This window comes from Haladaptatus sp. T7, from assembly GCF_026008575.1.
Lineage (GTDB): Archaea > Halobacteriota > Halobacteria > Halobacteriales > Haladaptataceae > Haladaptatus > Haladaptatus paucihalophilus.
Genome location: NZ_BROP01000006.1, coordinates 46,445 through 72,456, shown reverse-complemented (window position 1 = coordinate 72,456; position 26,012 = coordinate 46,445). Strand labels below are relative to the sequence as shown.

At 59.7% G+C, this 26,012-nt stretch carries 21 protein-coding genes; 14 read left to right on the top strand and 7 right to left on the bottom strand.

The annotated features are described in order from the left end of the window. Nucleotides 1-485 precede the first annotated feature (485 nt). From OPC11_RS16145 to OPC11_RS16110, 8 genes are all read left to right on the top strand, one after another. A complete protein-coding gene (locus OPC11_RS16145) occupies nucleotides 486-2,525 on the top strand; it encodes a pectate lyase (RefSeq protein ID WP_264782587.1) in 2,040 nt (679 codons plus the stop codon). A 109-nt stretch (nucleotides 2,526-2,634) separates the two neighbouring features. Next, on the top strand, nucleotides 2,635-4,191 hold the full coding sequence (locus OPC11_RS16140) for a glycoside hydrolase family 28 protein (RefSeq protein ID WP_264782586.1): 1,557 nt from the start codon (nucleotides 2,635-2,637) through the stop codon (nucleotides 4,189-4,191). Nucleotides 4,192-4,412: 221 nt separating this feature from the next. Next, a complete protein-coding gene (locus tag OPC11_RS16135; RefSeq protein ID WP_264782585.1) occupies nucleotides 4,413-5,426 on the top strand; it encodes a Gfo/Idh/MocA family oxidoreductase in 1,014 nt (337 codons plus the stop codon). Nucleotides 5,427-5,521: 95 nt separating this feature from the next. Then, nucleotides 5,522-7,372 carry an ABC transporter substrate-binding protein gene (locus OPC11_RS16130; protein ID WP_264782584.1) on the top strand — a complete coding sequence of 617 codons (1,851 nt, stop codon included), beginning with the start codon at nucleotides 5,522-5,524 and terminating at the stop codon, nucleotides 7,370-7,372. A gap of 125 nt (nucleotides 7,373-7,497) precedes the next feature. Beyond that, nucleotides 7,498-7,695, top strand: coding sequence for a hypothetical protein (locus OPC11_RS16125; protein ID WP_264782583.1), 198 nt, complete (start codon nucleotides 7,498-7,500; stop codon nucleotides 7,693-7,695). A gap of 313 nt (nucleotides 7,696-8,008) precedes the next feature. Then, nucleotides 8,009-8,830: an ABC transporter permease gene (locus tag OPC11_RS16120; RefSeq protein WP_264782582.1), complete on the top strand. Its 822-nt coding sequence runs from the start codon at nucleotides 8,009-8,011 to the stop codon at nucleotides 8,828-8,830. Nucleotides 8,831-8,902: 72 nt separating this feature from the next. Next, nucleotides 8,903-9,991, top strand: coding sequence for an ABC transporter permease (locus tag OPC11_RS16115; protein ID WP_264782581.1), 1,089 nt, complete (start codon nucleotides 8,903-8,905; stop codon nucleotides 9,989-9,991). A gap of 3 nt (nucleotides 9,992-9,994) precedes the next feature. Then, a complete protein-coding gene (locus OPC11_RS16110; protein WP_264782580.1) occupies nucleotides 9,995-12,175 on the top strand; it encodes an ABC transporter ATP-binding protein in 2,181 nt (726 codons plus the stop codon). 64 nt (nucleotides 12,176-12,239) lie between these two features. On the opposite strand, the gene OPC11_RS16105 is transcribed toward OPC11_RS16110, so the two are convergent. Continuing rightward, nucleotides 12,240-13,064 carry a glucose 1-dehydrogenase gene (locus OPC11_RS16105; protein WP_264782579.1) on the bottom strand — a complete coding sequence of 275 codons (825 nt, stop codon included), beginning with the start codon at nucleotides 13,062-13,064 and terminating at the stop codon, nucleotides 12,240-12,242. Nucleotides 13,065-13,173: 109 nt separating this feature from the next. Here OPC11_RS16105 and OPC11_RS16100 point away from each other — a divergent pair, with 109 nt between their 5' ends. Both OPC11_RS16100 and OPC11_RS16095 read left to right on the top strand, forming a co-directional pair. Then, nucleotides 13,174-14,217 carry a lactonase family protein gene (locus OPC11_RS16100; protein ID WP_264782578.1) on the top strand — a complete coding sequence of 348 codons (1,044 nt, stop codon included), beginning with the start codon at nucleotides 13,174-13,176 and terminating at the stop codon, nucleotides 14,215-14,217. 41 nt (nucleotides 14,218-14,258) lie between these two features. Next, entirely contained in the window at nucleotides 14,259-14,690 is a 432-nt protein-coding gene (locus OPC11_RS16095; protein WP_264782577.1) for a PPC domain-containing DNA-binding protein, read from the top strand. Between the two features lie 119 nt (nucleotides 14,691-14,809). On the opposite strand, the gene OPC11_RS16090 is transcribed toward OPC11_RS16095, so the two are convergent. Next, a complete protein-coding gene (locus OPC11_RS16090) occupies nucleotides 14,810-15,046 on the bottom strand; it encodes a hypothetical protein (RefSeq protein ID WP_264782576.1) in 237 nt (78 codons plus the stop codon). A 139-nt stretch (nucleotides 15,047-15,185) separates the two neighbouring features. Between OPC11_RS16090 and OPC11_RS16085 the strand changes: the two genes are divergently transcribed. Then, nucleotides 15,186-16,637 (top strand): aldehyde dehydrogenase family protein, encoded by a 1,452-nt coding sequence (locus OPC11_RS16085; RefSeq protein WP_264782575.1) that lies wholly within the window; start codon nucleotides 15,186-15,188, stop codon nucleotides 16,635-16,637. A 33-nt stretch (nucleotides 16,638-16,670) separates the two neighbouring features. On the opposite strand, the gene OPC11_RS16080 is transcribed toward OPC11_RS16085, so the two are convergent. The 4 genes from OPC11_RS16080 to OPC11_RS16065 all read right to left on the bottom strand — a co-directional run bounded on the left by OPC11_RS16080 (nucleotide 16,671) and on the right by OPC11_RS16065 (nucleotide 20,637). Further along, complete coding sequence (locus tag OPC11_RS16080; RefSeq protein ID WP_264782574.1) at nucleotides 16,671-17,510, bottom strand: NAD(P)-dependent oxidoreductase; 840 nt, start codon at nucleotides 17,508-17,510, stop codon at nucleotides 16,671-16,673. Between the two features lie 131 nt (nucleotides 17,511-17,641). Further along, the gene (locus tag OPC11_RS16075; RefSeq protein WP_264782573.1) at nucleotides 17,642-18,106 is read right to left on the bottom strand and encodes a universal stress protein; all 465 of its coding nucleotides are present in this window, start codon (nucleotides 18,104-18,106) and stop codon (nucleotides 17,642-17,644) included. Between the two features lie 58 nt (nucleotides 18,107-18,164). Then, nucleotides 18,165-19,298, bottom strand: coding sequence for a mandelate racemase/muconate lactonizing enzyme family protein (locus tag OPC11_RS16070; RefSeq protein WP_264782572.1), 1,134 nt, complete (start codon nucleotides 19,296-19,298; stop codon nucleotides 18,165-18,167). 94 nt (nucleotides 19,299-19,392) lie between these two features. After that, nucleotides 19,393-20,637, bottom strand: a complete 1,245-nt coding sequence (locus tag OPC11_RS16065; protein ID WP_264782571.1) for a mandelate racemase/muconate lactonizing enzyme family protein — start codon at nucleotides 20,635-20,637, stop codon at nucleotides 19,393-19,395. 164 nt (nucleotides 20,638-20,801) lie between these two features. Between OPC11_RS16065 and OPC11_RS16060 the strand changes: the two genes are divergently transcribed. Then, on the top strand, nucleotides 20,802-21,743 hold the full coding sequence (locus OPC11_RS16060) for a dihydrodipicolinate synthase family protein (protein WP_264782570.1): 942 nt from the start codon (nucleotides 20,802-20,804) through the stop codon (nucleotides 21,741-21,743). 174 nt (nucleotides 21,744-21,917) lie between these two features. Here OPC11_RS16060 and OPC11_RS16055 read toward each other — a convergent pair whose 3' ends face one another. After that, nucleotides 21,918-22,691 (bottom strand): IclR family transcriptional regulator, encoded by a 774-nt coding sequence (locus tag OPC11_RS16055; protein ID WP_264782569.1) that lies wholly within the window; start codon nucleotides 22,689-22,691, stop codon nucleotides 21,918-21,920. A 561-nt stretch (nucleotides 22,692-23,252) separates the two neighbouring features. Between OPC11_RS16055 and OPC11_RS16050 the strand changes: the two genes are divergently transcribed. Next, on the top strand, nucleotides 23,253-23,978 hold the full coding sequence (locus OPC11_RS16050; RefSeq protein WP_264782568.1) for a ThuA domain-containing protein: 726 nt from the start codon (nucleotides 23,253-23,255) through the stop codon (nucleotides 23,976-23,978). 79 nt (nucleotides 23,979-24,057) lie between these two features. Beyond that, on the top strand, nucleotides 24,058-25,959 hold the full coding sequence (locus tag OPC11_RS16045; RefSeq protein WP_264782567.1) for a hypothetical protein: 1,902 nt from the start codon (nucleotides 24,058-24,060) through the stop codon (nucleotides 25,957-25,959). Nucleotides 25,960-26,012: the final 53 nt, after the last annotated feature.

Sequence of the window (26,012 nt, the reverse complement as noted above, 5' to 3'; positions counted from 1 at the left end):
CACGAGAGAATGACCCTCTCATCGGAGAGAAGCGATTCGAAGTATCGTAACCGCCGACCAACCATTACACAACTACCTGTGTAACACCGACGGAGTTCCACGGCTCGTTTGTCTTTAGAGAACGGTAGACATCCGTGTGACGACGAGAATAATTGTCCGTTCTCATGTTTTAATCACTATTAACTGAAAAACATAATAGTGCACGCGGACGATACGAAAATACGCGTTCGTTTTCGACCGCACCCCCGTTCTCCTCTGGGGAACGAGACCCCGGAAATCGGTCCTCTCATGACGATTCTATTCGAGTGACAGAGTTCACAGTCATTCGATGGTCTCGGACCCGAGTTGGTACATAAATGGTAAACAACTGAAAAAATATTTATAAACTATTGCGATTAGAAATATTCGGCGTTCGAATAATGATGCCAAATAGAAGAACGTTTCTCCGAGTTATCGGAGCTGGAAGTATCGGTTCGACGACAACAATGCTGACGAGTGGGGTGGCAGCGGCGGCGACCACCATCACCATCGAAGGAGGTGGTGCGGACATCTGGGACACGACGGACGCGTTCCATTTCTACTACGACTCGACGAACGGCGATTTCGACGTGACGGTTCACAATACCGAACTGGAATGGACCGACGCCAACGCGAAGACGGGTCTCATGGTCCGTGAGACGCTCGATCCGGACGCGAAAAACGTGATGCTCCGCCGGACACCGAACGGCGACGCGTCGTTGCAGTGGCGTCCGGAATCCGGTGTCGAAACGCTCAGTACGACCTCGGGAGGGGAGGACAGAAGCGAAGTCGACGGCGGAAGCATTTCGGCTGAGTGGTTGCGACTGACACGGACGGGTGATACGATTTCGGCCTATGGATCACCCGACGGCGGTGATTGGACACGTATCGCCCAGCTTTCCGGAGACGATGTAGATCTTCCCGCACAGTCGTACGTCGGGATTCCGGTGACGAGCCACAGCGAGGGAACGCTCTGTACTGCGCGGCTTCGAGACCTGTCGGGAGTTTCGCCGAACGCTCATCGGGACGTGGGCTCCGTGGAGGTCTCGGGGAGCGTCTCGGTCGAGGAGGGCGTCCCCTACGTCTCGACCGAACCGGTAACTGACGTACGAGCGACGTCGGCGACCTTGCACGGTGAGCTAACTGACTTGGGTGGTGCGGAGTCGGCTAGCTGTTACTTCGAGTATCGTGAGGTTCCGACCGAGCGGTGGAAACAGACCGACTCCCGACAGCGTTCTTCGTCCGGGTCGTTCAGTATGGAGTTGTCGGGACTCACGAGTCGCCGCTACTACCAGGTTCGCGCGGTCGTCGACACGAGTGACGGCGATTCGTTCACTTCACCGCCGTTTACGTTCGGAACGCCGAGCTTTTCCCGTGGCGATGGCGGCCAGTGGGATGGTCCGCAAAGCAAATCCCACTTCGAACCGGACGACGGGTTCGCCGACCCTGCTCCGTGGCTGAACGACGACACACCCATCATCAAGATAACGAAGCCGACACGGCGACAGTTGGAGACCGCACTCAACGTGGACGGACCGCGCGTCGTCGTCTTCGAGACGAGCGGTACCATCGACCTACACGCCGAACGACTGACCGTCTCCACCGACCAACTGTATCTCGCGGGACAGACCGCCCCGTCCCCCGGAGTCACGCTCATCCGTGGCGACCTCTGGGTCGTCGCGAACGATTGTGTGATTCAACATCTTCGCGTCCGTCCGGGGGACGCGGGACAGGACATCGGCTGGGAGCCTGACGGCATCAACACCGGGGACGGCACCGAGAACAACGTGATAGACCACTGTACGACGACGTGGTCGGTGGACGAAAATCTCTCGGTGGGGTACGACACGAACGATACCACCATGTCCAACTGCCTGGTCGCGGAGGCGCTCCGCGACGCCACCCACCACAAGGGCGAACACAACTACGGCTCTCTGATCGGCAACGGGGCAGAGAACGTCGCGATGATGGGCAATCTCTGGGCGGACAACATCGACCGCAACCCTCGTTTGAAGGAGGGCACGAGAAGCGTGGTTGTGAACAACCTCGTCTTCCACTTCAAGGACGGCGCGTGGCTCGATCCGGATACGCAAGCGAGTATCGAGGGGAACGTCTACCGACATCCCATCAACGACAAGCCGAAAATCTTCGGCGATGGGGAGGCGTACATCCACGACAACGACTTGAAATCCGATGCACCGGGTGAACTCGTCGGGGACGGTATCACGGTGCTCGATGAGCGACCCCTCTGGCCCGAGGGTCTCGACCCGTTGTCGTCCGACGACACCGTTCGGCACAACTTCCGGAACGTCGGTGCGAGACCGGGTGACCGAACCGAACACGACGAGCGCATCCTCCGAAAGGTCGCTCGCGGCGAAGGGCAGTACATCGACAGCCAGGAGGACGTCGGCGGCTATCCCGAGTTACCCGAGAACTCGCATCACGTGTGGGTTCCGCAGTGTAACACCCGTGCGTGGCTTCGAATGTGGGCATGGTTGGTCGAGTGACGAGATGACGAACGATAGTCGAACGCGAAACTAGCTGACCACGGTTGACGGGAGACGACGGTTCGAATCGACGCAACGTTTATTCCCCTCGTCCGAATCCGTCCGAGTGATGCAAAACTTGGAATCCTCCCGTTACGACGTTCGGGAGTTCGATGCCGTCGGCGACGGAACCGAACTCGACACTGAACCGATCCAGACAGCGCTCGACGCGTGCGCCGAGACGGGCGGAACGGTACACGTCCCGCCGGGCGAGTATCGAACGGGACCGCTTCGAGTCGGCGACGACACCACGCTCCACCTCGATGCCGGGGCGACGCTTCTGTTCGTCCGCGATTACGAGGCGTTTCCCACCGTCAAGAGCCGATGGGAAGGTTGGAACCAGTTCGGATTCCACCCCTGCCTGCTCGTCCGGGACGCGAAGAACGTCGAAATCACTGGAAGAGGAACCATCGACGGGCAGGGTGACTATTGGTGGTCGTTTTACGACACCCCGGAATCGGAGTATCCGGACGGTCTACGGGCGCGACTCGACGAGTTCGACGAGCGGAACGACAAGAAAGATGACGTCAGCAGTTTCACTTTACGTCCGCCGCTGTTTCAAGTAACCGAATCCGAGAACGTCTCCGTCTCCGGTGTTACCCTTCGGAATTCGCCGTTCTGGAACACCCACATCGTCTACTCGGAAAACGTCACCGTCCACGACGTGACCATCGAGAACCCCGCCGATGCTCCGAACGGCGACGGTATCGATATCGACTCCTCACGGCACGTGAGAATAAGCGACACCTACGTCAACGCCGGTGATGACGCCATCTGCATCAAGTCCGGCAAGGACGAGGAGGGGCGGACGGTCGGCGAACCGGCGTCACGGATCACGGTCACCAACTGCACCGTCGAGGCTGGCCACGGCGGCGTCGTCATCGGAAGCGAGATGTCGGGTGACGTGCGCGACGTCACGGTCTCGAACTGCACGTTCACGGGAACCGACCGTGGCATCCGGATCAAGACCCAGCGCGGTCGCGGCGGCGTCGTGGAAGACCTGCGCTTCGACACCATCGTCATGCGCCGCGTCGTCTGCCCGTTCGTCATCAACGGCTACTACTTTACCGACATCGACAGCGACCCGATTTCGGTGGACGAATCGACGCCGATGGTCAGGAACGTCCATTTCCATAATGTGACCGCGCGTGACGTCTCCTTTGCGGGGTTTTTCGCAGGGATTCCCGAGCAACCGTTCGAGGGGATTTCGTTCTCGAACGTCCGCATCGACGCTACTCGTCCCCTCGACGACACCGACATCTCCCCCGCGATGGCCGAGAATTACGAGGCCTCTCACACGTTCTTCTGCAAGTCGCTCGCGGACGTCTCCTTCTCCGACGTGGAAATCCGTACGGCCGGAGTCCCGGCGATGGAGTTCGAGGAAACCGACCTCGTTTCGATAGACGGACTTCGGTTCCGGGGAGAGGTACCGTCACCGGCGGTTGCCGTTACGAACGTCGGCCGGACCCGAATCAGCGGTTGTACCGCCCACCCGTCCGAACGGCCGTTCTTGGAAGTGAACGGATCTGAAACACGAACCGTCTCGCTACGCGGAAATCACGGTCCGTTGTCCGATCGTGTCGATATCGACGAAACGGCGACGGACGTGACGGTCGATTCGTCGTAGCATCACGGTATCGGCCGGTGCCACAACGGTGGCCGCCGCGAGCCGTTCCTCCTAGGGGAACACGCTCCGGGACCCCCGGCGTGTCGAGGTGTTCGGAACCGGTAGAAACTCGTCGTCCGGACGTGGTGTTAGAAATCGGTGGACAACACTCTTATACTCGTTTCGCAAACGTCCATCAGTAGACGATGGTTGAATCAACGAATTCTGGAGATGTACTCCGTGTGGGGCTCGTCGGCCTCGGTAGTCTCGGCATTCGTCTCGGTCGTGAGTTTCACTCTCATCCGGACGCAGAACTCGTCGCGCTCGCGGACGTGAACGAGGGGAACCTCGCCGCTGCGGGCCGCGAGCTCGACGTTCCAACGGAGGCACAGTACGCACGCTACCGGTCGATGCTAACGCAGGAATCCCTGGACGCGGTCGGAATCGCGACGCCGAACGGCCTTCACTTCGACCAGGCGACGACCGCCCTCGACCACGACCTGCACGTACTCTGTGAAAAGCCGCTCGCAACGACGATCGACGACGCACGCGAGCTTTTGAAACGGGTCGAGGGGAGCGACCGAGTGACGATGCTCGGCTACCAACGTCACCTCAATCCGGCCTTCATCGCCGGACGGGAACGATGGGCGCTCGGCGACCTCGAACCCACGTTCATCACGGGTGAGATCACTCACGACTGGCGGGACTACTACGAGGAGATGACCGACTGGCGAATGGATCCCGAACTAAGCGGCGGTGGCCACCTGCTCAACGTCGGGACCCACATCATCGATGCCATCCTCTGGACGACGGGACTGACCCCGACGCACGTAACGGCGACCGTCGAGTTCCACGACGACGAACAGGTGTTCGACAAGCAGTCGTCCATCATCGTCGAGTTCGAGGGGGGAGCGGTGGCGAACATCGCGGACACGGGAATCGTTCCCCGAACACGCGAGCATATCCACATCTGGGACGACGAGGGCGCGGTGTACTTCGAAGGGCGTGAATGGGACGAACGGACGTCGTACACGATCGACGCGGAGGGAGTCGAACACGACCCGCACCCCAGCGGCGGAACGGGCAAAGCCGACGCGTTCATCGAATCGATCACCGACGACACCGAACCCCCGTCGACCGCCCGTGATGCGTTCTGGGCGACGGTCGTCACGTTGGCGGCCTACGAATCCGGCCGTCGCAACGAACGACTCGCGCTCACCGATTTGTATCCGTTTCTCGCCGATATGCCGCGGTAACGAGGACGGAATGTCCCTTTCGTTCGATAGGGGGAAGTATAATGGACATTTTCGTGAGGAATAAATATATATAGGTTGGTTCATATGGTACTGCCATGCCAGATTCTAACAACTGGCGAAGAGGCATCAGTACGAGGCGAAACTTCATTAAATCGGGTGCGGTCGGCGGAGCGGCGTTGCTCGCCGGCTGTTCCGGTGGTGGAGACGAACCGACGCCGGGCACCGATGGTGAAAACGGTGGCAATACGAACGGGAAGCGATTTCGGGTGTTCGACCCCCTGACCAGCGGCGCCACGCCATCCGAACGTCACTTCAATCCGTGGAATCCGACGCAAACCGGCTGTTGGCACCCGGGAGCATGTGTTTTCGACCGGCTCGCGGTGTACAGTCCGACGCAGAACGAAGCGTACCCGTTGATGGCCGAATCGTGGAAAATGCCGGACGACAAGACCCTCGAAGCCACTTTCAGCGACAAGTGGACGTGGCACAACGGGGACAAGTTCGTCGCCCAGGATTGGGTCATGCAACAGGAGATCGAACTGGCGATCCAGAAAGCTTCGGACGAAGGTGGTAAACCGCTCGTCAAGTCGGTCAAAGCGGTCGACGACTACCACGTGCGGATCAATCTGAACGACCCGCTCTCCGAGATCTTCGCCGTCCAAAATACGATCGGAATCTACAACGGTAACTTGGCGCGTGGCGTCTTCACCAAACACGACGACCCGAAGTGGAGCAAATGGCACAAGAAGCTCACCACCGGCTCTGAAAGTGAGAAGAAAGCAGCCATCGAAGATATCACGACGGCAAAATATCCGATGATCACCGACGACCCGATCGGTCACGGACCGTTCAAAATCAAGGACGTCGGCGACAATATCATCGTCATGGAGAAGTACGAGGATCACCCCAACGCCGACAACATCAACTTCGACGAGTTCACGCTCAAACTGTTTTCGACCAATCAACCCATTCAGCCGTACTCGGCCGGGAAGATCGATGCAACACACAAGGGGTTCCCGGTTGAAAACGACCTCAAAAGCAAGCTTCCGAAGGAAAACAAATTATTCCGTGAAGGAAGGTCCAGCAACAAACTGTTCTCGTTCAACTGCGGACACGGCGTTGACTACGAGTCACCGGTCAACAACGTCAACGTCCGTAAAGCGATTTGCCACGTCTACAGTCGGAAACAGACCGAATCACTGCTCCAAGGTGTGAACCGGACGTTCGATTGGGCACCGTGCCGCGTCCCGGGAAAGGTGTTGAGCAGGGGCAAAGACGAGACCGCCGAGTGGGTCAAGAAGTTCACGAAGTACGGCGAGAACGATACGAAGCGTGCCGCTGAACTCCTTCGCCGTGAGGGGTACGAAAAGAGCAACGGAAAGTGGATGACCCCCGATGGAAAGCGGTTCAAACTCACCATCATGAACGGTACCGACCGACAGGACATCCAGGTACTCAAACAGAACCTGAAGGACTTCGGTATCGACACGACACAGGAGAAGGTCGACGACGCGACGTTCGACGACCGCCGCAACAAAGGGAAGTACGATATCATGCCCGACGGGTCGTCCTCGAACGGGATCACCGCGATGTGGGCGACCGATCTGGTCATCGATTGGCTCCAATCCATCCTTCACTTCGCACCCGAGAGCGACATTCCGATGCCGATCGGCGACCCCGAAGGTTCGAGCGGGACGAAGACCATCAACATCGAACAACACATCCGGAAGTGGCAGTCGACGGGCGACTCGAAATACCATCACGAACTGATGTGGTGGTGGAACCAAACGCTCCCCGAAGCGGAGATGCTGTACCAACCCGATGCCGGCGCGTACAACGGTGCACACTGGCAACTCGACGTCAAGCCCGGCATCAAAAACGGTGTGGACGACGCGCTCTATATCGCACCCAAGATGGCAGACGGTTCGCTGAAGTACAAAGGATAGCGGTGAGAGTTGGGAATCAACCACCCCGTCCCCATATCAACTCGGGCGTCCAACCCGACGGACGTTTTCACATTCGTAGTGGTGAGAACTGAATATTTAATACAACGGATTCAGACATACTGATCATGGGATTACTCCAAACGGCATCGAGAACTGTACTCGGCATCGATATCTTCTTTCTCCTGTTGTTGGGGTTCTCGTTTCTCTATCTCGAACCGGGAACCGGATCGTACGTGACTGCGACGGTGACGCTCATCCCTATCGTTCTCACGTTCGTCATGAGCGTGGTGGTACTCTACACCGAGTGGGAACCCTTCGAGTGAGCGAGATATGGTTGTCCGTCAGTGGACCATGCACGAGCAACCCTCACATATATTACTAGATATATAATTATGGTAACAACATGGGATAAATTGATTATGAAGCTCTCGAAACGGCTTGCATACGTGTAACATGGTAAAGATAGACTGGCGTGTACGAAGAGTAGGACAAGCGCTGTTTACGGCGTGGGCGGTTACTACCCTGTCGTTCGTCCTCGTGCGGCTGTTGCCGGGGAACCCGATGGGGGCGATGGTGCGAAAATTGCAGCGGCAAGGCGTCAACCCGGCTCGGGCTCGGGAGATCGTCGAGCTTCGAATGAGCGTCAATCCGAGCGAACCGATACCGATAGCGTACGTCCACTACATGGTGAACATGCTACAGGGTAATCTCGGCGTGTCGACGTACTATTCCGACCCCGTTGCCCAGATCATCGCAAACACGCTGCCGTGGACGCTGTTCGTCTTGAGTTGGTCGCTGTTCATCAGCTTCTTCATCGGCGTCATGGTGGGCGCGCTGATGGCGTACTGGGAAGGCGGAAAGCTGGACGTCGGACTGACTTCGTGGGCGATCCTCATGGGTTCGGTTCCGTTCTACGTGTTGGCGTTTCTGCTCTTGATGGCTTTCTCGTATCGGCTCGGATGGTTCCCGACAGGTGGCAAGCAACCGACGGGCGTCCCGGCCGGATTCAACTGGCTGTACATCAAAGGGATAATACGCCACGCCGCGTTGCCGGTCTCGTCCATGCTCGTTGCCTCGGGCGTCGCTTCGCTGGGAATGCGCGGGAACTCCATTCGCGTTCTCGGGTCCGATTACCTCCGTGTGGCCCGCCTTCGCGGACTCTCCGACATAACCATCTCGACGCAATACGTCGCGCGCAACGCCGTCCTCCCGATGTACACGACGTTGATGATCAGCATCGGGGAGATGTTCGGCGGCTCCGTCGTTCTGGAGAAGGTGTTCCAATACCGGGGCATCGGTTACTACACGCTGTCGGCGTTCTATCAGCGCGACTATCCGCTGATGATGGGCGGGTTCGTTCTCATCACGGTGGCGGTCGTACTCGCATTGCTGTTCGCCGATCTGACGTATTCGTTGATCGATCCGCGCGCGGGAGGGCAGAACAGTGAATCGTACTGAAGAAGACACACAAACGAACGATGAGATACTACGAACGAAATTATCGACTGTACCGACAGAGGAGGGTCAACGATGACTGACCCGCTGAGAGAGGCAGTGTCGTCTAGTGACGACCAACGAAACGAGAGCACCGTTCGCACGGACGGCGGGAACGTTAACTCTCCATTCGAGGTGGTCTCACAGTACGAGGAGACCCGACGCGACCGCTATCGAAAGCTGTACGATGCTTACATTCGCGCACCGTTCGAAATCATCAAGCGTGACCGCAGGGCACAGATCGGATTTACCATCCTGACCATTTACGTCCTGATGGGAACGGTCGGGACGGTCTTGATCGAGCCGACGCATACGGCAGAGGGACCGGCGTACGTCCAACCCTTCCAGAACTGGCAATACCCATTAGGAACAGACAAGATGGGGCGTGACCTGTTCTCGCAAGTGGTTCACGCAACCCAGACGATGCTCAAGATGATCGCTTCCGGAGCGCTGTTCACCGTCGTCGTCGGAACCGTCGTCGGCGGCATCGCGGGGTACAAGGGCGGCACGGCGGATACCGTTCTAAGTTCGATCACCGACATCTGTATCAATATCCCCGCGTTCCCGCTCGTGATGGCGCTGGCTCTGTTGCTTCCCATCCCCGGCAATCCGTACGCGATCGGTATTCTGCTGTGTATCGCGTCTTGGGGCGGTCTGGCGCGTGCCATCAGGTCGCAGGTACTCACACTCCGAGGGGAATCGTTCGTCGAGGCGGCGCGGGCGATGGGAATTTCGACGCCAACTATCGTCTTCAAGGAGATCATTCCGCACCTGATGCCATACGTCGTGATCAACCTGACCAACGCGGCGCGACGGGTCATCTTCGAGGCGGCAGCGCTGTACTATCTCGGCATCCTCCCGTTCGAGGACCTGAACTGGGGGAGTTCCCTGAAACAGGCCTACGACGCGAACGCCCACATCAGACCCGAGCTGCTGCACTGGTTCCTCGTCCCGATGGCGGCGATCGTGTTCATCTCCATCGGGCTGATACTCCTGGGACAGTCGCTCGACAGGGTGTTCAACCCGCGCGTTCGGGCACGCCACGAGAAGACGACCGCGGAAGCGGAAGCGCACGTGGGCGAAGAAGACGAATCGGCTGGTAGCATGACCAACGGAGGACTATAGACGATGACCGTTTCACAATCGAGCTATGAATTCGACACGGCGGAAGAATCGATCCTAGAGGTACGAAACGCGTCCGTCACGTTCGACATGGAACGTGGCGATTCGAACGTCCTGGACTCGGTGGACCTCGACGTACAGCGGAACGAAGTGCTCGGCATCGTCGGTGAGAGCGGAAGCGGGAAGTCGATGCTCGCATCCGCACTTCTCGACGCCGTCGTCGATCCCGGTGTTCTCACGGGCGATATCACGTATCATCCGAAACACGGCCAACCGATAGACGTCCTCGATCTCGAAGGGCGTGACCTGAAGGAATTCCGCTGGGAACAGGTGTCCATGGTGTTCCAGGGGGCGATGAGTTCGTTCAACCCCGTTCGCTCGATTCGGACCCACTTCGTCGAGACGTTGAACGCTCACGATTACGACATCGACGAGGGAATGCAACGCGCACACCGACTCCTCGAAGACCTCTATCTCGACCCCGACCGCGTACTGGATTCGTATCCGCACGAACTGTCCGGCGGGATGAAACAGCGGGCGCTCATCGCGCTGTCGCTCATTCTCGAACCGGAAGTGTTGGTGATGGACGAACCGACCGCGGCGCTCGACCTGCTCATGCAGCGGTCGATCATTTCGCTTCTCCAGAGCCTCAAGGACCAGTACGACCTCACTATCGTCTTCATCACCCACGACCTGCCGTTGATCGCGGACCTGGTCGACCGTATCGCGGTGATGTACGCGTTCGAAATCGCCGAATTGGGACCGATGAAGGAGGTACTCGAGGACCCGGCCCACCCGTACACGCGACTCCTGTTAAAATCGACACCAAATCTCGAATCGTCCATCGACGAGATGCGACCGGTCGAAGGAAGCGCTCCCGACCCCGTGAACGTTCCCTCCGGGTGCTCTTTCCACCCTCGCTGTCCGCTCGCGGACGAGTTCTGTGAGAAGGACGACCCGGAAGCGTACCAGGTCAACGATGACCACCACGTCCACTGTCACCACTGGGAAGAATCAGCCGAAACCATCCCGATGACCGAGGATTCGTCGTCGCTCGCCGGTTTCGGCGAAAGCTCCGTCAGCGCGAGCGCCGGAACGGTCAGTTCCGACGGCGAACCGGTGGTGTCGATGCGAGACGTCGAGGTCCACTTCGAGAAGGAAAAGGGATTCTTCGACATCTTCTCCGATGCGGATATCGTCAAGGCGGTCGACGGCATTTCGCTCGATATCTACGAGAACGACGCCATCGTTCTGGTCGGCGAGTCCGGGTGCGGCAAGACGACGCTCGGGAAGACGGCCGTCGGACTGCAGCGACCGACCGGTGGGAGCATCGAATACCGCGGCCACGATATCTGGGACGTACGGGACTCGGGGGGGAGCGCCACCATCGCTTGGGAGGATATCCGTCGCTCGCTTCAGATCGTTCACCAGGACCCCGGTAGCTCGCTGAACCCACACCGGCGAGTCAAAGCGGCCCTCGAAATGCCCCTCAAGCGGTGGCACGATGATCTGGACGGAAACGACCGGAAACAGCGCATCTTGGGGCTGTTGGAACACGTCGGGATGTCCCCCGCCGAGGACTACTTCGAACGCTATCCCCACCAACTGTCCGGCGGCGAACAGCAACGCGTCGCCATCATCCGGTCGATGCTGATGAACCCCGACCTCATTCTCGCCGACGAACCGGTGAGCGCTCTCGACGTTTCGTTGCGCGTCGAGATGATGGACCTGATGATACAGCTTCAAGACATGTTCGATACGTCGTATCTGTTCGTCTCGCACGACCTCTCGAACGCGCGGTACATTGCGGAAAAAACGGGCGGTCGCATCGGGGTCGTCTACCTCGGCGAACTCGTCGAGATCGGTCCGCCGGAGCAGATCATCCACAACCCGCAACACCCCTACACACAGGCCCTCCGATGGGCGACACCCGAACTCTCCCATAACGAGGAGGAGACGGCCATCGAGGAGTCACCGATCAGGGAGATCGACATCCCGGACCCCACGAACCCACCAAGCGGCTGTCACTATCACACGCGATGTCCCGAAGCGCGCGAAGTGTGCCGGAAGACGGCTCCGGACTCATACGACTCATCGGACGGTGAACGCCACCAAACGGCGTGTTTCCGCGTGCAAGACGACCACGAGTACTGGCACAGCGACTCCATCGTCGAAGGAGATGACTGACCGCTGATCGATGGCGGAGTAACGACGACCTGTTTCGGCTTTCGTTCTCGATATTCCGGTGGGATCACTCGGTGGCTTCCTCGAAACCCGCGTCGCGCCACGACAATCCCTTTCCGACCGCTCCGACGCCGCCATCGACGGGGAGATTGGTTGCCGTGATGAACGAGGACTCCTCGGACGCAAGAAAGAGGATGGCGTCGGCGATTTCGCGCGGTGTCGCCGCGCGTTTGAGGACACCGGGGCCGTCGGCGTGCGGTGTCGTCTTCTCCGCGAAAAATTGGCGCGCCTCCCCTTCGTCGTCGGGGAAGTGGTACTCCGTAATGACCCACCCCGGAGAGACGGCATTTACCCGGATTCCGTCGACAGAGTGATCACAGGCCATGTCTTGAGTCATCGAAACGAGTGCCCCTTTCGTCGCATCGTACTGCGACCAGCCGGGTCGAGCGACCGACGCGCCGTTCGACGCGACGTTGACTATCGACCCGCCCATCTCCATCAGCGGAATCACGTGCTTCGCGCAGAACGCGACGCCTTTGAGGTTCACCGCGAGGATGCGGTCCCAACTCGTTTCGTCGGCCGACGTTACCGGTCCCGGAGCGACGCGGACCGCGGCGTTGTTCACTAGAACGTCGACGTGTCCGAACCGATTCGATACCGCCTCAGCCATCTCCATCACCTGTCCCTCGTCGCCGACGTCGGCCGCTATGCCGACCGCTTCCCGACCGGTTCGGTCCCTCACCTTCGATGCCGTCGCCTCGGCGGCTTCAAGATTACAATCGACGGCGACAACCGACGCACCCGCTTCGGCGAGTCGGACACACGTTGCCGCACCGATTCCGTTTCCGCCGCCCGTGACGACTGCGACAGCCCCTGCTAATCGTTCGCACATGACTGTTCGTTGGTCGTCGTGCGCATAACTACTTCGGTCGTTCGACGCGAAGCCACCGACGCCGACACATCGTAGGAACGCACATATCCGTGCGCCATAATGGTGGAGTATGGTCGATTCACGATCGGTGATGCTCGTGTGTTCGTCGCCGGGTGATGGAAGTGATGGCGTCATCAGCTATCGGTTCGACGCCGCCGACGGGTCGGTAACGAAATCGGGACGCTCACCCGCCGAAAATCCGTACTATCTCGCGGTTCACCCGACTGGCCAGTACGTGTTCACGGTCGACCGAATCGCAGGTGGCCTCGTTTCCGCGTATCGCATCGACGGGGACGCGACCCTGACGAGGCTCAACCGACGGTCGAGCGGCGGAGGGGCTCCCTGCTACGTGTCAACCGACAGCCACGGAAACTACGTCTACGTCGCGAACTACGGCGGTGGGACCGTCTCTGCCTTCCCGGTCGGTTCCGAATGTCAAATGGGGGGCGGCACGACTGTCGAATTCGAGGCTAGCGGACGGGAGACTGCTTCACATCCACACTCCATCGCGCCCGGAGCGACCGATGGCATCGTCTACGTTCCCGACTTAGGGCGCGACCGCATCGTCACTTTGTTCCATCGACCCGACGGTGCCTTGGAATCGGCGTCGGTTCCCGATGCGACGCTTCCGGCGGGAACCGGCCCGCGACACTTCGACCGCCACCCCAACGGACGTTTCCTCTACGTCGTCAACGAGATCGATTCGACGCTGACCGCGTTCGAAGTGTGGCCTGGGACGGGAGCGCTCCGCGAAGCCAAAACGGTGAGTACCGTGCCGTCGTCGTTCGACGGCGAAAACCGGGCTGCCGACCTCCGCGTTCACCCTTCGGGACGGTGGGTGTACGGATCCAATCGCGGCCACGATAGCATCGCGTTCTTCGAAGTCGATTCGGAATCCGGCCACCTCGATATGCAGTGTCACGTCCCTTCTGGCGGACGGACACCCCGAACAATCGCACTCGACCCGACCGGTCGGTACCTCTTCGCCGCAAACAAGGACAGCGGCGCGGTGGCGGTGTTCGAACTCCATCCGGAAACGGGACGACCACAGCCGAGAGACTCCGTGGAGGTACCGAAACCAATGTGTGTTCGTTTCGTCCCGATTCGAGGGTGAAGACTTATCCGACCGCTGTACGCAGTCTGCACTGTAGGTCCATGGAAACGTTCGAATCCGACGGACACGTCATCGTCCGTCTCGACCGCGGAGACTTGGCACTCGAATCGATCATCGACGCCTGTGAAACACACGACGTGGACACGGGCGTCCTCGTTTCGGGAATCGGAACGTTCAGCAACCTGAACATCCACTACGTGAACCGAACCGACCTTCCGGAGGACCAGTCCGACCGGAACGTCCACCTCTCGCTCGACGGTTCGTGGGAGGTGACGAACGTCGGTGGTCTCATCGCGGATGGGGAACCACACTTACACGTCACGGCGTTTGACGGCGACCGAACGGTGGGCGGACACCTCGAATCGGGGTGTGAAGTGAACATCCTCGGCGAATTCACCATCAGAAAAATAGCCGACATCCAGCTACATCGGCGACCGGGGGAGAACGCCGTCTCGCAACTCAAGCCCCGATGATCACGGTTTCCCGATAGTGGAAGTGTCCCGCGACGTGCGCGGGTAGCCGAATCGAGGCGGGGAGTAGTCCAAGACATCCCGGGTACATTCCATACGTGGGCGACCGCGATGTCGACCGTTCACCGACGTTGCCACCAAATGAACGTGTACCCGAGTACGCCGACGAGGAAAAGTGCCGCCCCCCAGGTGGCGTATATCGCCGCCCAAACTCCCGTATTGATGAGGAATCCGACGACGAAGATGATGATTCCCAGCGTCGCGAGGGAGAGCGTGACCGAGTTTCTGATCGTCGAAAACAACTCCATGGGACGGCTCGTACCGTCGTTGGTCTCGCCAGTTTTCTGAACTGAACTCATTGGTATCGTGGTACGTAGTAACAGTATAAATCGATTGGGGTGCGGTTATCCCTCCTCGCATCTCGGTGTACAGCACACCTCCTTTCGTTTGTCATCACCAAAACCTTAGTATAGTGGCCGTCCGTTGCTGTATCTGAGGATGTCGACAGACTACGGTAATTATATCGACGGAGACTGGACAGAATCAGCGTCGGGTGACACGTTTACGGTACACAATCCGGCGAACAAAAACGAAATCGTGGCGACGTACCAACAATCGGCGAGCGACGATGCAAACCGCGCGGTCGAAGCAGCGGTTGCGGCACAGGACGAATGGGCCGCGACGCCCGCACCTGAGCGCGGCCGTATCCTGAAACGGACGGCCGATGCACTCGATGCGCGCAAAGACGAACTGACCGAGACGCTCACCACGGAAGAGGGAAAGACCCTCGCGGAGGCCGGTGGCGAAGTACAACGCGCCATCGATATCTTCGATTACTACGCGGAGAAGACCCGTGACCTCGGCGGAACGATGAAAGCGGCGAGCGCCGCGAACAAGCAACTGTACACGAAACGCGAACCGCTCGGAACCGTCTCGCTCATCACGCCGTGGAACTATCCCATCGCCATCCCGGCGTGGAAACTCGCCCCGGCGCTCGCGGCCGGTAACACGGTCGTTCTCAAACCCGCGTCCGCCGCACCCGGCGTCTCGCTGAAACTCGTTAAATGTTTGGAGGAGGCCGGATTGCCCGCCGGGGTAGTCAACTACGTGACCGGATCGGGTAGCGACGTCGGAGGCCCCCTTACGGAACACGGTGCGGTCGATGCCGTATCGTTCACCGGGAGTACGGCCATCGGGACGATGGTCGCTCAGACCGCGACCGAGGACCTGAAACGCGTGCAGTGTGAGATGGGCGGAAAGAACCCGACCGTCGTGATGCCGAGTGCCGACCTCGACGAGGCCGTCGATATCGTCGGCTCGGGCGCGTTCGGGGTCACCGGGCAGGCGTGTACCGCCTGTTCCCGCGCCATCGTCCACGAGGACGTGTACGACGAATTCGTCGCGGGCATCGTGGACTACGCCGAATCGCTCGAAATCGGGGACGGAACCGCGGACGTCGATATGGGGCCACACGTGACCGGGAGCGAACTCGAGGGCACGCTCGAATACGTCGATATCGGCCTCGAAGACGGTGCGACCCTCGAAACCGGCGGCGACCGTCTCACCGGTGCCGAATACGACGACGGATACTTCGTCGAACCGACCGTCTTCTCCGACGTCCGCGCCGACATGCGAATCGCTCAAGAGGAGGTGTTCGGCCCGGTACTCGCGGTCATCTCGGTGTCGGACTTCGAAGAGGCGGTGGCCGTCGCGAACGACGTGGAGTTCGGCCTGTCGGCCAGTATCGTCACGGACGACCTCTCGGAAGGACATCAGTTCATCGAGGACGTCGAGGCGGGCGTCGCGAAGGTGAACGAGAAGACAACCGGCTTGGAGCTTCACGTGCCGTTCGGCGGCTACAAGGGGTCCTCGACGAACACGTATCGGGAACAGGGCGACGCCGGTCTCGACTTCTTCAGCTCCATCAAGACGGCGTATCTGAACTACTGAGGCCAGAGCGGTACGGTCGGCGAGTACGGACTCCTATTCCGGGGGAGCGTCCCACTCCTCACCGTCGTCCTGTGGGTTATATTCGATTTTCGCGCGCGCGTGTTCGAGGTCGTACCACCGTCGTCGATTGTCGCTCACGCCGCTGAAGATGTCGAATTCGACGGACTCGTCCTGTAGACAGCAGTCGATCTGATGGGCGAAATCCCGCCGCGACTGCCACGTCGCTTTCATTCGCGCCACCTGTTCGTCGTACTCGGGGCTGTTTCGTTCCCACTCACCCTCCTCGACGCCGATTTCCGCGTCACCGTAGGGGTGGTCGTACTCCGGCATTCGCACGCTACAGATGCGAAGCGCGTAGAATCGCTTCGGGTACTCGTAGTTCTCGACGTAGTAGCGACCGAGGTCCTCGCCGAAACTCTTGGATGCTCCGTAGTACGAATCGGGACGAACGGGGTCTGTGTCGTCGATGACGAGGTCGTACGTGGGCGAGTACAACTCCGGTTTGTGGGCCTGTTCGTACATCCCCATGACGTGGTTCGTCGATCCGAAGACGAACGATTCGACCTTCGCTTCTCGGGCCGCTTCGAGCGCGTTGTACATGCCGATGATGTTCGGTTCGAGGATCTCCCCCCAGTCGCCGTCGGTGTACGGATAGGCGGCGAGGTGGACGACGGCGTCCTGTCCCTCGAAGGCGTCTCTAACTTTCTCGTACTCGGCGATGTCGCCGACGACCGTGTCGTACTCGCCGTACGGGTGGTCGCTCGGTCTGTCGGACCGGTTGAAGTACGTGAAGTCGTATTCGGGTCGGTCGTGAAGATTGTCGATGATGGCGGTTCCACAGCGTCCGTAGACACCGGTCACTACAACGTCCATGCTGGTACGATTGCGTGTTTGGCTATTAAATCAACTGGAACCGGCGGTCGTTCCAGTGACCGCCGATTGGCCTCGGTCTCCGCCGACGATCATTCCGGTGACCACTGACGGACCTCGACCACCGTTGACGATCATTCCATCGCGGTCGTCACGAACCCGTCGAAGTTGAGAATAACCCGCTGTGTGACGTCGCCGAACAGGGCTTTCCCCGTGGGAGACCGTTTCTGTCCGGCGATGAACGCGTGATCACACCCGTGTTTCTCCGCCACTTCGAGTACCGTGCTCCCGAGCTCGTCTTTCTCCGTCACTTCGCCGACGACATCGTACGTCACGTCGTCGACTAACGTTCCGAGTGTTTCCTCGGCGACCTGACGACCGAAGCGCACGGCGGCCTCCTGTGCCGTGAACTCGCGGTAGTTCGTCCGCTCGGTCTCCTCCACCGATTCGAGCGCATCGAGTTGCTCTTCGAACTGCTCCGGCGTTATCCAGGAAAACAGTATCAACTCGGCGTCGGAGTTGGCTGCGAACCGACCGGCTTCTTCGAGCAAGCGTCTGTGCATCGCGGTGTCGTCTATAACGACGAATCCTCGTTGCATGCTCACTGATGGAGTGGCATCGTAAATAAAACTATGTAGCGCCGAAAAATGGCCGTCTTCACTCCGTTCGATACCGCTCGACCGCATCTCGGTCGACCGAAATACCCAGCCCGGGTCCTTGCGGGACGTCGAGGATCCCGCCGGACGGATCGAACGGCGTTTCGAGAATCTCGCTCCGAAGCGGATTCTCGCTTCTGTCGAACTCCACCATCATCGGTTCCGGGATGTTCCGGGTGTGTGGATAGGACGACACGCTCGCGGCGAACTGCACCGCCGCGGCCATTCCGACGCCGCTGTTCCAGATGTGCGGTCGAACGGCGACGTTCTCCGTCGTGGCCATATCCGCGATCAGTCGCGCCTCCGAAAATCCACCACATCGTCCGAGGTTCGGTTGAACGATATCGACGGCCCGGTCGTCTACGAGACGCTTGAACGCGAACCGTCCGTAGTGGGCTTCCCCCGCCGCTATCGGCGTGTCGATCCGGGATTTCACCTCCCGGTATCCGCTCTCGTTCTCCGGCGGGACGGGCTCTTCGATCCACGTGATATCGTACTTCTCGATGGCCTTCGCCGTTTTCACGGCTTGTCGCGGGCGATAGTTCCCGTTCATATCGACCATCAGGCGCGCATCGTCGCCGAGAATTTCTCGTGCGACGCGCACCCGCTCGATATCGTCTTCGACGCCGCTTCCGATCTTTATCTTCGCGGCGGTGAACCCTTCATCGACCGCTTCCTCGACGGGGCGTTCGAGCGGTCGTTCAGCGTCGGTAAAGTACATCGTCGACGCGTACGGCGTCAGTGTTCGGCACTCCGTGCCGCCGAGCAGTCGATGAACGGGTCGCCCGACCGTTTTCCCGATGATGTCCCAGAGGGCCACGTCGATGGCGCTGACACAACTCTGCACGAACACGCTTCCGCCGAAGTGGTACGGGTCCGTGTACGACTCGTCGGCGAGCGACTCGACGTCGAACGGATCCATCCCGACGACGCGGTCCCGAAACAGTTCGTCGATCGTCGCCGCCACAATGGAACCCGGCGCGAACGCTTCGCCCCATCCGACCGTTCCGTCGTCCGTTTCGATCCGGAGTAACGTCGTCGCACGCGTTCGTCCGAAGCCGCGAGCATCACCTACCCCTTCCCCTTCGGGAAGGCTCATAGAGATGGGAATCGTCTCGACGTTCGTAACTTCCATGTGCTACCCTCCGAGTCGGATAAGTTATAATTTATGTCAACCAGCGGTTCGACGGCGGAAACGATGGGAGAGAACGTTCCTCGTCGAGGTAGAATCAGGGACTTTCGTCGTACCGGAACTCGGTCCACGGACCGTCGATGAACGGGTACTCCTCGATGACATCGAGATCGACCTCTACGCCGAGGCCGGGACCATCAGGAACCGCCAGAACGCCGTCCGTAATGGATGGCGACCCCTCTATGATGTCGAACGCGAGGTCGAACGGGTACATTCCGGGGTCGACGTCCCCCCTGAGCAACGGGTCGCGCTGGAAGACGGGATATTCGAGCAGATCGACCTCCGGGGCGGCGGCGACGAGGTGCGCGTTGGCGATGAGACCGAGCCACGTGCCGAAGTTGTGTGGGACGAATTCGACCTCGCGCCCTCGGCAGAACTCGACCGCTGACGCACAACCGGTGTACCCCTCGTGATGTCGGACGTCTCCCTGGAGGAAATCGACCGCCCCGGTTCGGCCGAGTTCGATGAGTCCGGCCGACGTCTCCTCGCTCTCACCGCCGGCGAGCGGTGCACCCGTGGCCGAGAGCGCGATGTATCCCCCCCTGTCGTCCGGGTCGACGGGTTCCTCTATCCAGTACGCCCCGCGCTCGCTCGCGTACTCGACCAGTTCAGAAACAGCCGCTTCCCCATACGCGTCACGGAGCTTCCACCACGTGTGCGTGTCGAGCATGAACTCCATGTCGCCCACCGTCTCGGCGAGGAGGTCGATCGTCTTCCGATCGCCGTCGATTCCGATTCCCGGCCGGTATTTGTACCCCATGAACCCCGACGCTTCGAGGGCCCGCGCCTGCTCGGCATATCCGGCCGGGTCCATGTACATTCCCGCGCTCGCGTACATCGGTATCTCCGCCGTGGGGTCGCTTCCGAACTCGTCGGCTAGGAGTTCGTAGATCGGTGCCCCGAGTTCCTTCCCACGGAGGTCGTGCAGTGCCACATCGATAGCGGAGATGGCCTCGTATCGGAGGCGATCCGGGAGTCCGGTTTCGTGCAACAGTTCGTGTGCATCGTCGATCACTTCGATGGATTCGCCGACGAGTGACTCCGCTACGGCACTGTTAACGACGTCGGCGAACGTCGCCTGTGAATCTCCCTCGAAGTACTCCCGCATCGCGGAACTGCTCGCGCCAGCGGTTGCGACGCCCCGTTTTCCGGTCACTGTTTCGAGAACGACGAGAACGACATCGCGTTTGCGCAAGCGTCTGACGCCGCCGGAGAAACGACGGTCTTGAGGTGGGTCTATCGGAGACGAGAGTGCGTGGCCGCTAACGTTCGTAAGCCGCATGCACACTACTGCCAACCGCAGGACGATAAACCTCCGGGAATTAGCCGTTCGCAATTGTTTGTGGATGACGGGAGGATTTCTATTTCCAACGATCCGTCGGTCAAGATGTCAGGTTTGTTTTTAATAGACGAAGATTTTATGCTGACGCGCTTAGAATCCCGAGTATGCCACTTTCCAACGATGAGGTGCGTCAGCACCTGCGTGGTGTCGCCGCTGGACTCCTTACACCGTTCAACGACGACCTTGAGGTGGAACACGAAAAGCTCCAAGAGAATGCGAGGACGCTCTATGAGAGGGGAATTCGGACGTTTTTGGCGTCCGCCAATATCAGCGAGTATCATTCCCTCTCACGGGATGAGCGGGTCGAGGTAACACGGTCGAGCGTGGACGCGCTCCCTTCGGACGCATGTATTCTCGCCGGTGTCGGCGGGAGTACGCAGGAAGCAAAGGATATCGTCCGTAGCTATGACCGCGTTGGCGTCGACGCGATGATGATCATGCCCCCGGATCACTCGTACATCCACGAACAGGGGCTTATCCGATACTACGAGAAACTCGATTCCGTCGCCGATGCCCCTCTGGTTCCCTACGTGAAAGGATTCGACCCGTCGGTCGAATACTTGCGGGATTTGACGAACGTCGACGGAGTGGTCGGCATCAAGTACGCCCTCGAAGACGCGGTTAAACTTGGCATGGGTGTCGAAGCGGGTGCCAACGATGTCGTCTGGATAGATGGTCTCGCCGAACCGTTCGCCCTGTCGTTCTGGAACGAGGGCATCGAAGGGTTCTCGGCGGGCGTCAGCAACTTCCGCCCGGAGATCGGCCTCGAGTTGTTCGAGGCGCTTACCGCGGGCGACTGGGAACGCGCGAGACACATCCGCAATATCTGTGTACCCTACCAAAACTTCCGTGAAGAGACCGGGGAGAACAACACGATAGCCGGAGCGATCAGCGTTTCAGCGGTGAAGAAGGGACTCGACCTCGCCGGATTACACGGCGGGAACGTTCGTGAGCCGATCGAACCACTGTCTCCCGCGGACGAGCGGACGGCGGAGGAGCTGTACGGTCAACTCGAGGACGACATCGAACGCCTCATCGCGGAATGACGGTCCCGTCGCAGTCGGCGAGAGCCATCTCTAGGATGACGAGCGACTTCGACGTGCAAATTTCCCTGTCGGCGGGCCATCCAAGCGGTCCTGATAGTGAACACCCATCTTTGGACCCTTGGAACCTCGGGAGCCTCAACACGGAGCTCCATCCCTCAAAGGAGAGTGGTGCGACTAGGAGTATCTCGTATTCAGCTCGATGACGTTTGCTGCGCGAAGGACGTGATCCGCGAGTTCGTTGTGTAGTCGGTCGTCCGTGAATCGGCTCGTCGGACCCGAAATGCTGATGGCACCGAGTACCGCATCCCCGCTCCGTACGGGCGCAGAAACACATCGAAGCCCGTGGATGTTCTCTTCGTTATCGATCCCGTATCCACGTTCGACGATCGTCTCCAGTTCGTCGCGAAGCTCCTCGGGGCTCGTAATGGTTTTCTCCGTCTGCCGTTCGAAACTGCACTCCGCGATTATCTGCTCCTGTCGTTCGGTAGGCAAGTGAGCGAGGATCGTCTTTCCTAACGAAGTCGCGTACATCGGCTGTTGCGTTCCGATTCTCGACGCCGTTTCGACCGCCTTCGGCCCTCTGGATTTACAGAGGTAGGATACCCGGCCGTACTCCTCGATGCCGAACTGCGCGATTTCGTTCGTATTCGTCGCCAACTCTTCGACTTCTTTCTCGATCACTTCGTAGTTTCCAACCTGATCACGAACGTGACTCGCCATGTCCAAAATCCGGAGACTCAGGCGGTATCTGTCCTCTTCAGGGACCACGATTTCCCGATCGACGAGCGTCTGCAGATGACTGTGAATGGTGCTCTTCGAATGTCCCAGTTCGTTCGATAGCTCGGTTACACCGACGTTCTGACGCTCTTGGATTACATCGATGATGTTGAAAGCTATCTTCACCGATTGGATCGTTCGTCCGGTGTTTTCCTCGGCCTGTCTTGTCATACCACACAAACGGTACTCCCCTAATATAAATTTGTTCCCCTGTAGGGAACTCGCAGTTTCAGTACTCTCAACAACTTTTGGTGATACAATCGTCGCGGTCATCGATGATCGATGGAACAACGGGTACGGAACTGGCCCCCTCAGTAGTGTTCGACCCTCTCGCGGCGAACGTCAACCGATCGATGATCTGTTCGTCTCTCGGGAACTCGCGACCCCACCCAGGAACGTCCTATCGTATTCGTTCGTCGGTATCATCGAGGATACCTGTGTCTGTTCTCTCCCCGTCGAATCCGCCTTCACGTCCGCTTTCGGTGGGGCCTGATCGGTGATATCCCGTCCGATACTGGAAGTGTATGCCGTCGTGTCACAGTAAGCATTACAGAACTATTCTTGTAATGTTCCTGTTCGTCAGAAGGGAACGCAGTGGGTTGGTATACCCCGTCCCCAACCGCCTGTCCGGATGGCACGGTTCGCCACGATTATCGGCCTGCTGACTCGCTGACCCCAAACGTCGTTGAGTCGAACCGAACACTTATGGTTCGTTTTCGAGAGACACGACGTATGCCCGTTCGAGTAACCGTTTGGAACGAGAACGTCCACGAACGTGAAGAGCCGTCAGTCGCGAAACGCTATCCGGAGGGTATCCATGGAACCATCGCGTCGAGTTTGGAAGCCGACGGCCACTCCGTCGAGACGGCGACGTTACAGGACCCGGAGCACGGTCTCACCGAATCCGTACTCGCCGAAACGGACGTTCTCGTCTGGTGGTCACACTGCGCGAACGATGCGGTACGCGACGATGTTGCGACTCGCGTCGTCGATGCGGTTCACGACGGAATGGGATTCGTCCCGTTGCACTCGGGAAAGAACTCGAAGCCGTTTACGCGCCTCATGGGGACGACCTGCAACATCAAATATCGGCACGGCGGCGAAACCGAACGTGTCTGGGTGGCGGACCCCGGTCACCCCATCGCCGACGGCCTCGACGAGTATTTCGAGATTCCCTCGACCGAGATGTACGGCGAACCGTACGACGTGCCCGAACCTGACCGAACCGTGTTCATTTCGTGGTTCGAGGGCGGCGAGGTGTTCCGCTCCGGCGTCTGCTATCGCCGTGGACGGGGGCGAATCTTCGCGTTTCGCCCCGGCCACGAGGAGTATCCGATCTTCCATCAACCCGAGGTCCAACGGGTCATCGATAACGCCGTGGTATGGGCGGCACCGAACGAGGGGGCGACCGTCAACTGGGGGAATACCGAACCCATCGAATCGCTGGAGGAACGATAAGGCGCGGTCTCGAACGATCTTTATATACTCGAATTCCCCGACCCAAATATTGATTACGTGAGCGCCTCCGGTAGAAGCTATGGCCTCGTTCGAAGCGACGAAACCGTATACGAAGCCGCCCGCTTGGGCGACGGATCAGCGACGACTGTTCGACGTAACCCGCGATGCGGTCGATTCGTTCACCGATCGATACCTCGATGACGAGGGCCGTCCGCTGTGGCCACCGGACGGCCACGTCGGCATCGATGGCTCCGACGACCTCGTCGAGGGATTCTACAACTGGCCGCTCGTGTACGCGATGGGCGGCGACCGTTTGTTCCTCGACGCGGCGACAGAGACGTACCGGGCCGTCATCGACAGCCTCTCCGAGGTGGAGACGCCCTACGGCCACCCGATGTACGTGGACGAGTTCGACCAGGGCCGCGACTGGTTCCACCTCGGCGAGGGGAACCTGTACACCTACAATATGGGCCTCGCGGACCCGACCGACGACGCGGTCGTGGACCGCGCGGAACGGTTCGCCGGGCTGTATTTCGATGACTCGGAGACCGGCAACTACGACGCCGAAAAGCGACTCGTCCGAAGCCCCCAGACGGGGAGTATGGGTCCCGATTACGCGGACTTTTCGGAGTACGTCTCCCACGGCTACGGAGCGGATTATCGCTGGTGGCGTCACGGACTCCCGTGGCGCGACATCCCCGAATTCGACGAAGCCGCCGACCTTCACGACCCCGAAAACGAGGAGCGACTGTTCGAAGTGCTCAACGAACGATGTACGAAGGGCGACATCCCGCTGAACCTCAACGTCACGAGCCTGATGACGAACGCGTACCTCCATACGGGCGACGACCGATACCGCGAATGGGTGTTCGACTATCTCGATGCCTGGCGTGAACGGACGGCGGAGAACGGCGGCATCATCCCCGACAACGTGGGACGATCGGGCGAAATCGGCGAGTACACGAACGGAAAGTGGTACGGCGGCTACTACGGGTGGTCGTGGGGCGGGTGGCACTACGTCGGTATCGGCCCGACCGTCGCCGCCGAGAACGCCGTCCTCCTCGACGGTACCCGCGAACACCTGGACTTCCCCCGGTCACAACTCGATCACCTGATGGAACGCGGCATCGAGGTGAGCGCCGACGCCGTCAACGATACCCTCTACATCCCCCACAAGTTCGGTGAACCGGGGAACTATCACTACAACGCTTCGGGCGTCCTCAAGGAGAACGACGGCGAAATTCGTTACGAGGACGGTTGGTTCGAGTTCAGACCGCACAAGGACGACCCGTACGCCGTCCACCTCTGGTACATGTCGATGCGAGACGACGACCGACAGCGCGTCCGTGATCTGCGCAATCACCACAAACAGGACTGGCGACGCGTCGATCCGCGCGCCAAGACGAAACACGCCGACGGCCACGAATACGCGTGGCTCTCCTACCTCGACGGCGAATTTCCCGACTATCCGAAACGCATCATGGAGGCCAACCACGCACACGTTCGGGACCGGACGAAACTCATGCGAGAGGAGGGATACTGCCCCGACGAGATCGACGAAGATTACCTCCGAAACCGAAATCCCGTTTCGGAGAAGGGGTTGCTTCAGCTCACAATGGGCGCGCCACAGCCCATCTACTACGGCGGCCTCGTCATGGCCCAAGTGCGTCACTTCGACCTCGGACGGGGGCGACCGGGACTCCCCGACGGCGTCGCGGCGCTCGTCGAGGAGGTAACCACCGACGGCATCGTCCTGACGCTCGTCAACGTGGGCGGGCAGGACCGTGAGATGCTCGTCCAGGCCGGCGCATACGGCGAACACGAGTTCACGACCGTCAGCACCGACGGACGGGAGCGGGCCGCGGAATCGAACCGCATTCGGGTGACGCTCCCCGGCGGTACGTCCCTCTCCCTCGAAGCCGGGATGGACCGGTTCGTCAACGACCCAACCTACGACCTTCCGACAGAGCTGGTCCGGTAACGTCGTTCGGAACGGGAGATGGACCGACGAAAGGTTTTTGCGATGGGTACACG

What these genes read in the sequence shown, in the direction of transcription:
- OPC11_RS16085 (WP_264782575.1), top strand. Translation starts at nt 15,186, where the DNA reads ATGTCGACAGACTACGGTAATTATATCGACGGAGACTGGACAGAATCA.
- OPC11_RS16090 (WP_264782576.1), bottom strand. Translation starts at nt 15,046, where the DNA reads ATGAGTTCAGTTCAGAAAACTGGCGAGACCAACGACGGTACGAGCCGT.
- OPC11_RS16045 (WP_264782567.1), top strand. Translation starts at nt 24,058, where the DNA reads ATGGCCTCGTTCGAAGCGACGAAACCGTATACGAAGCCGCCCGCTTGG.
- OPC11_RS16100 (WP_264782578.1), top strand. Translation starts at nt 13,174, where the DNA reads ATGGTCGATTCACGATCGGTGATGCTCGTGTGTTCGTCGCCGGGTGAT.
- OPC11_RS16050 (WP_264782568.1), top strand. Translation starts at nt 23,253, where the DNA reads ATGCCCGTTCGAGTAACCGTTTGGAACGAGAACGTCCACGAACGTGAA.
- OPC11_RS16145 (WP_264782587.1), top strand. Translation starts at nt 486, where the DNA reads ATGCTGACGAGTGGGGTGGCAGCGGCGGCGACCACCATCACCATCGAA.
- OPC11_RS16105 (WP_264782579.1), bottom strand. Translation starts at nt 13,064, where the DNA reads ATGTGCGAACGATTAGCAGGGGCTGTCGCAGTCGTCACGGGCGGCGGA.
- OPC11_RS16115 (WP_264782581.1), top strand. Translation starts at nt 8,903, where the DNA reads ATGACTGACCCGCTGAGAGAGGCAGTGTCGTCTAGTGACGACCAACGA.
- OPC11_RS16060 (WP_264782570.1), top strand. Translation starts at nt 20,802, where the DNA reads ATGCCACTTTCCAACGATGAGGTGCGTCAGCACCTGCGTGGTGTCGCC.
- OPC11_RS16065 (WP_264782571.1), bottom strand. Translation starts at nt 20,637, where the DNA reads ATGCGGCTTACGAACGTTAGCGGCCACGCACTCTCGTCTCCGATAGAC.
- OPC11_RS16080 (WP_264782574.1), bottom strand. Translation starts at nt 17,510, where the DNA reads ATGGACGTTGTAGTGACCGGTGTCTACGGACGCTGTGGAACCGCCATC.
- OPC11_RS16110 (WP_264782580.1), top strand. Translation starts at nt 9,995, where the DNA reads ATGACCGTTTCACAATCGAGCTATGAATTCGACACGGCGGAAGAATCG.
- OPC11_RS16130 (WP_264782584.1), top strand. Translation starts at nt 5,522, where the DNA reads ATGCCAGATTCTAACAACTGGCGAAGAGGCATCAGTACGAGGCGAAAC.
- OPC11_RS16095 (WP_264782577.1), top strand. Translation starts at nt 14,259, where the DNA reads ATGGAAACGTTCGAATCCGACGGACACGTCATCGTCCGTCTCGACCGC.
- OPC11_RS16070 (WP_264782572.1), bottom strand. Translation starts at nt 19,298, where the DNA reads ATGGAAGTTACGAACGTCGAGACGATTCCCATCTCTATGAGCCTTCCC.
- OPC11_RS16140 (WP_264782586.1), top strand. Translation starts at nt 2,635, where the DNA reads ATGCAAAACTTGGAATCCTCCCGTTACGACGTTCGGGAGTTCGATGCC.
- OPC11_RS16120 (WP_264782582.1), top strand. Translation starts at nt 8,009, where the DNA reads ATGAGCGTCAATCCGAGCGAACCGATACCGATAGCGTACGTCCACTAC.
- OPC11_RS16075 (WP_264782573.1), bottom strand. Translation starts at nt 18,106, where the DNA reads ATGCAACGAGGATTCGTCGTTATAGACGACACCGCGATGCACAGACGC.
- OPC11_RS16125 (WP_264782583.1), top strand. Translation starts at nt 7,498, where the DNA reads ATGGGATTACTCCAAACGGCATCGAGAACTGTACTCGGCATCGATATC.
- OPC11_RS16055 (WP_264782569.1), bottom strand. Translation starts at nt 22,691, where the DNA reads ATGACAAGACAGGCCGAGGAAAACACCGGACGAACGATCCAATCGGTG.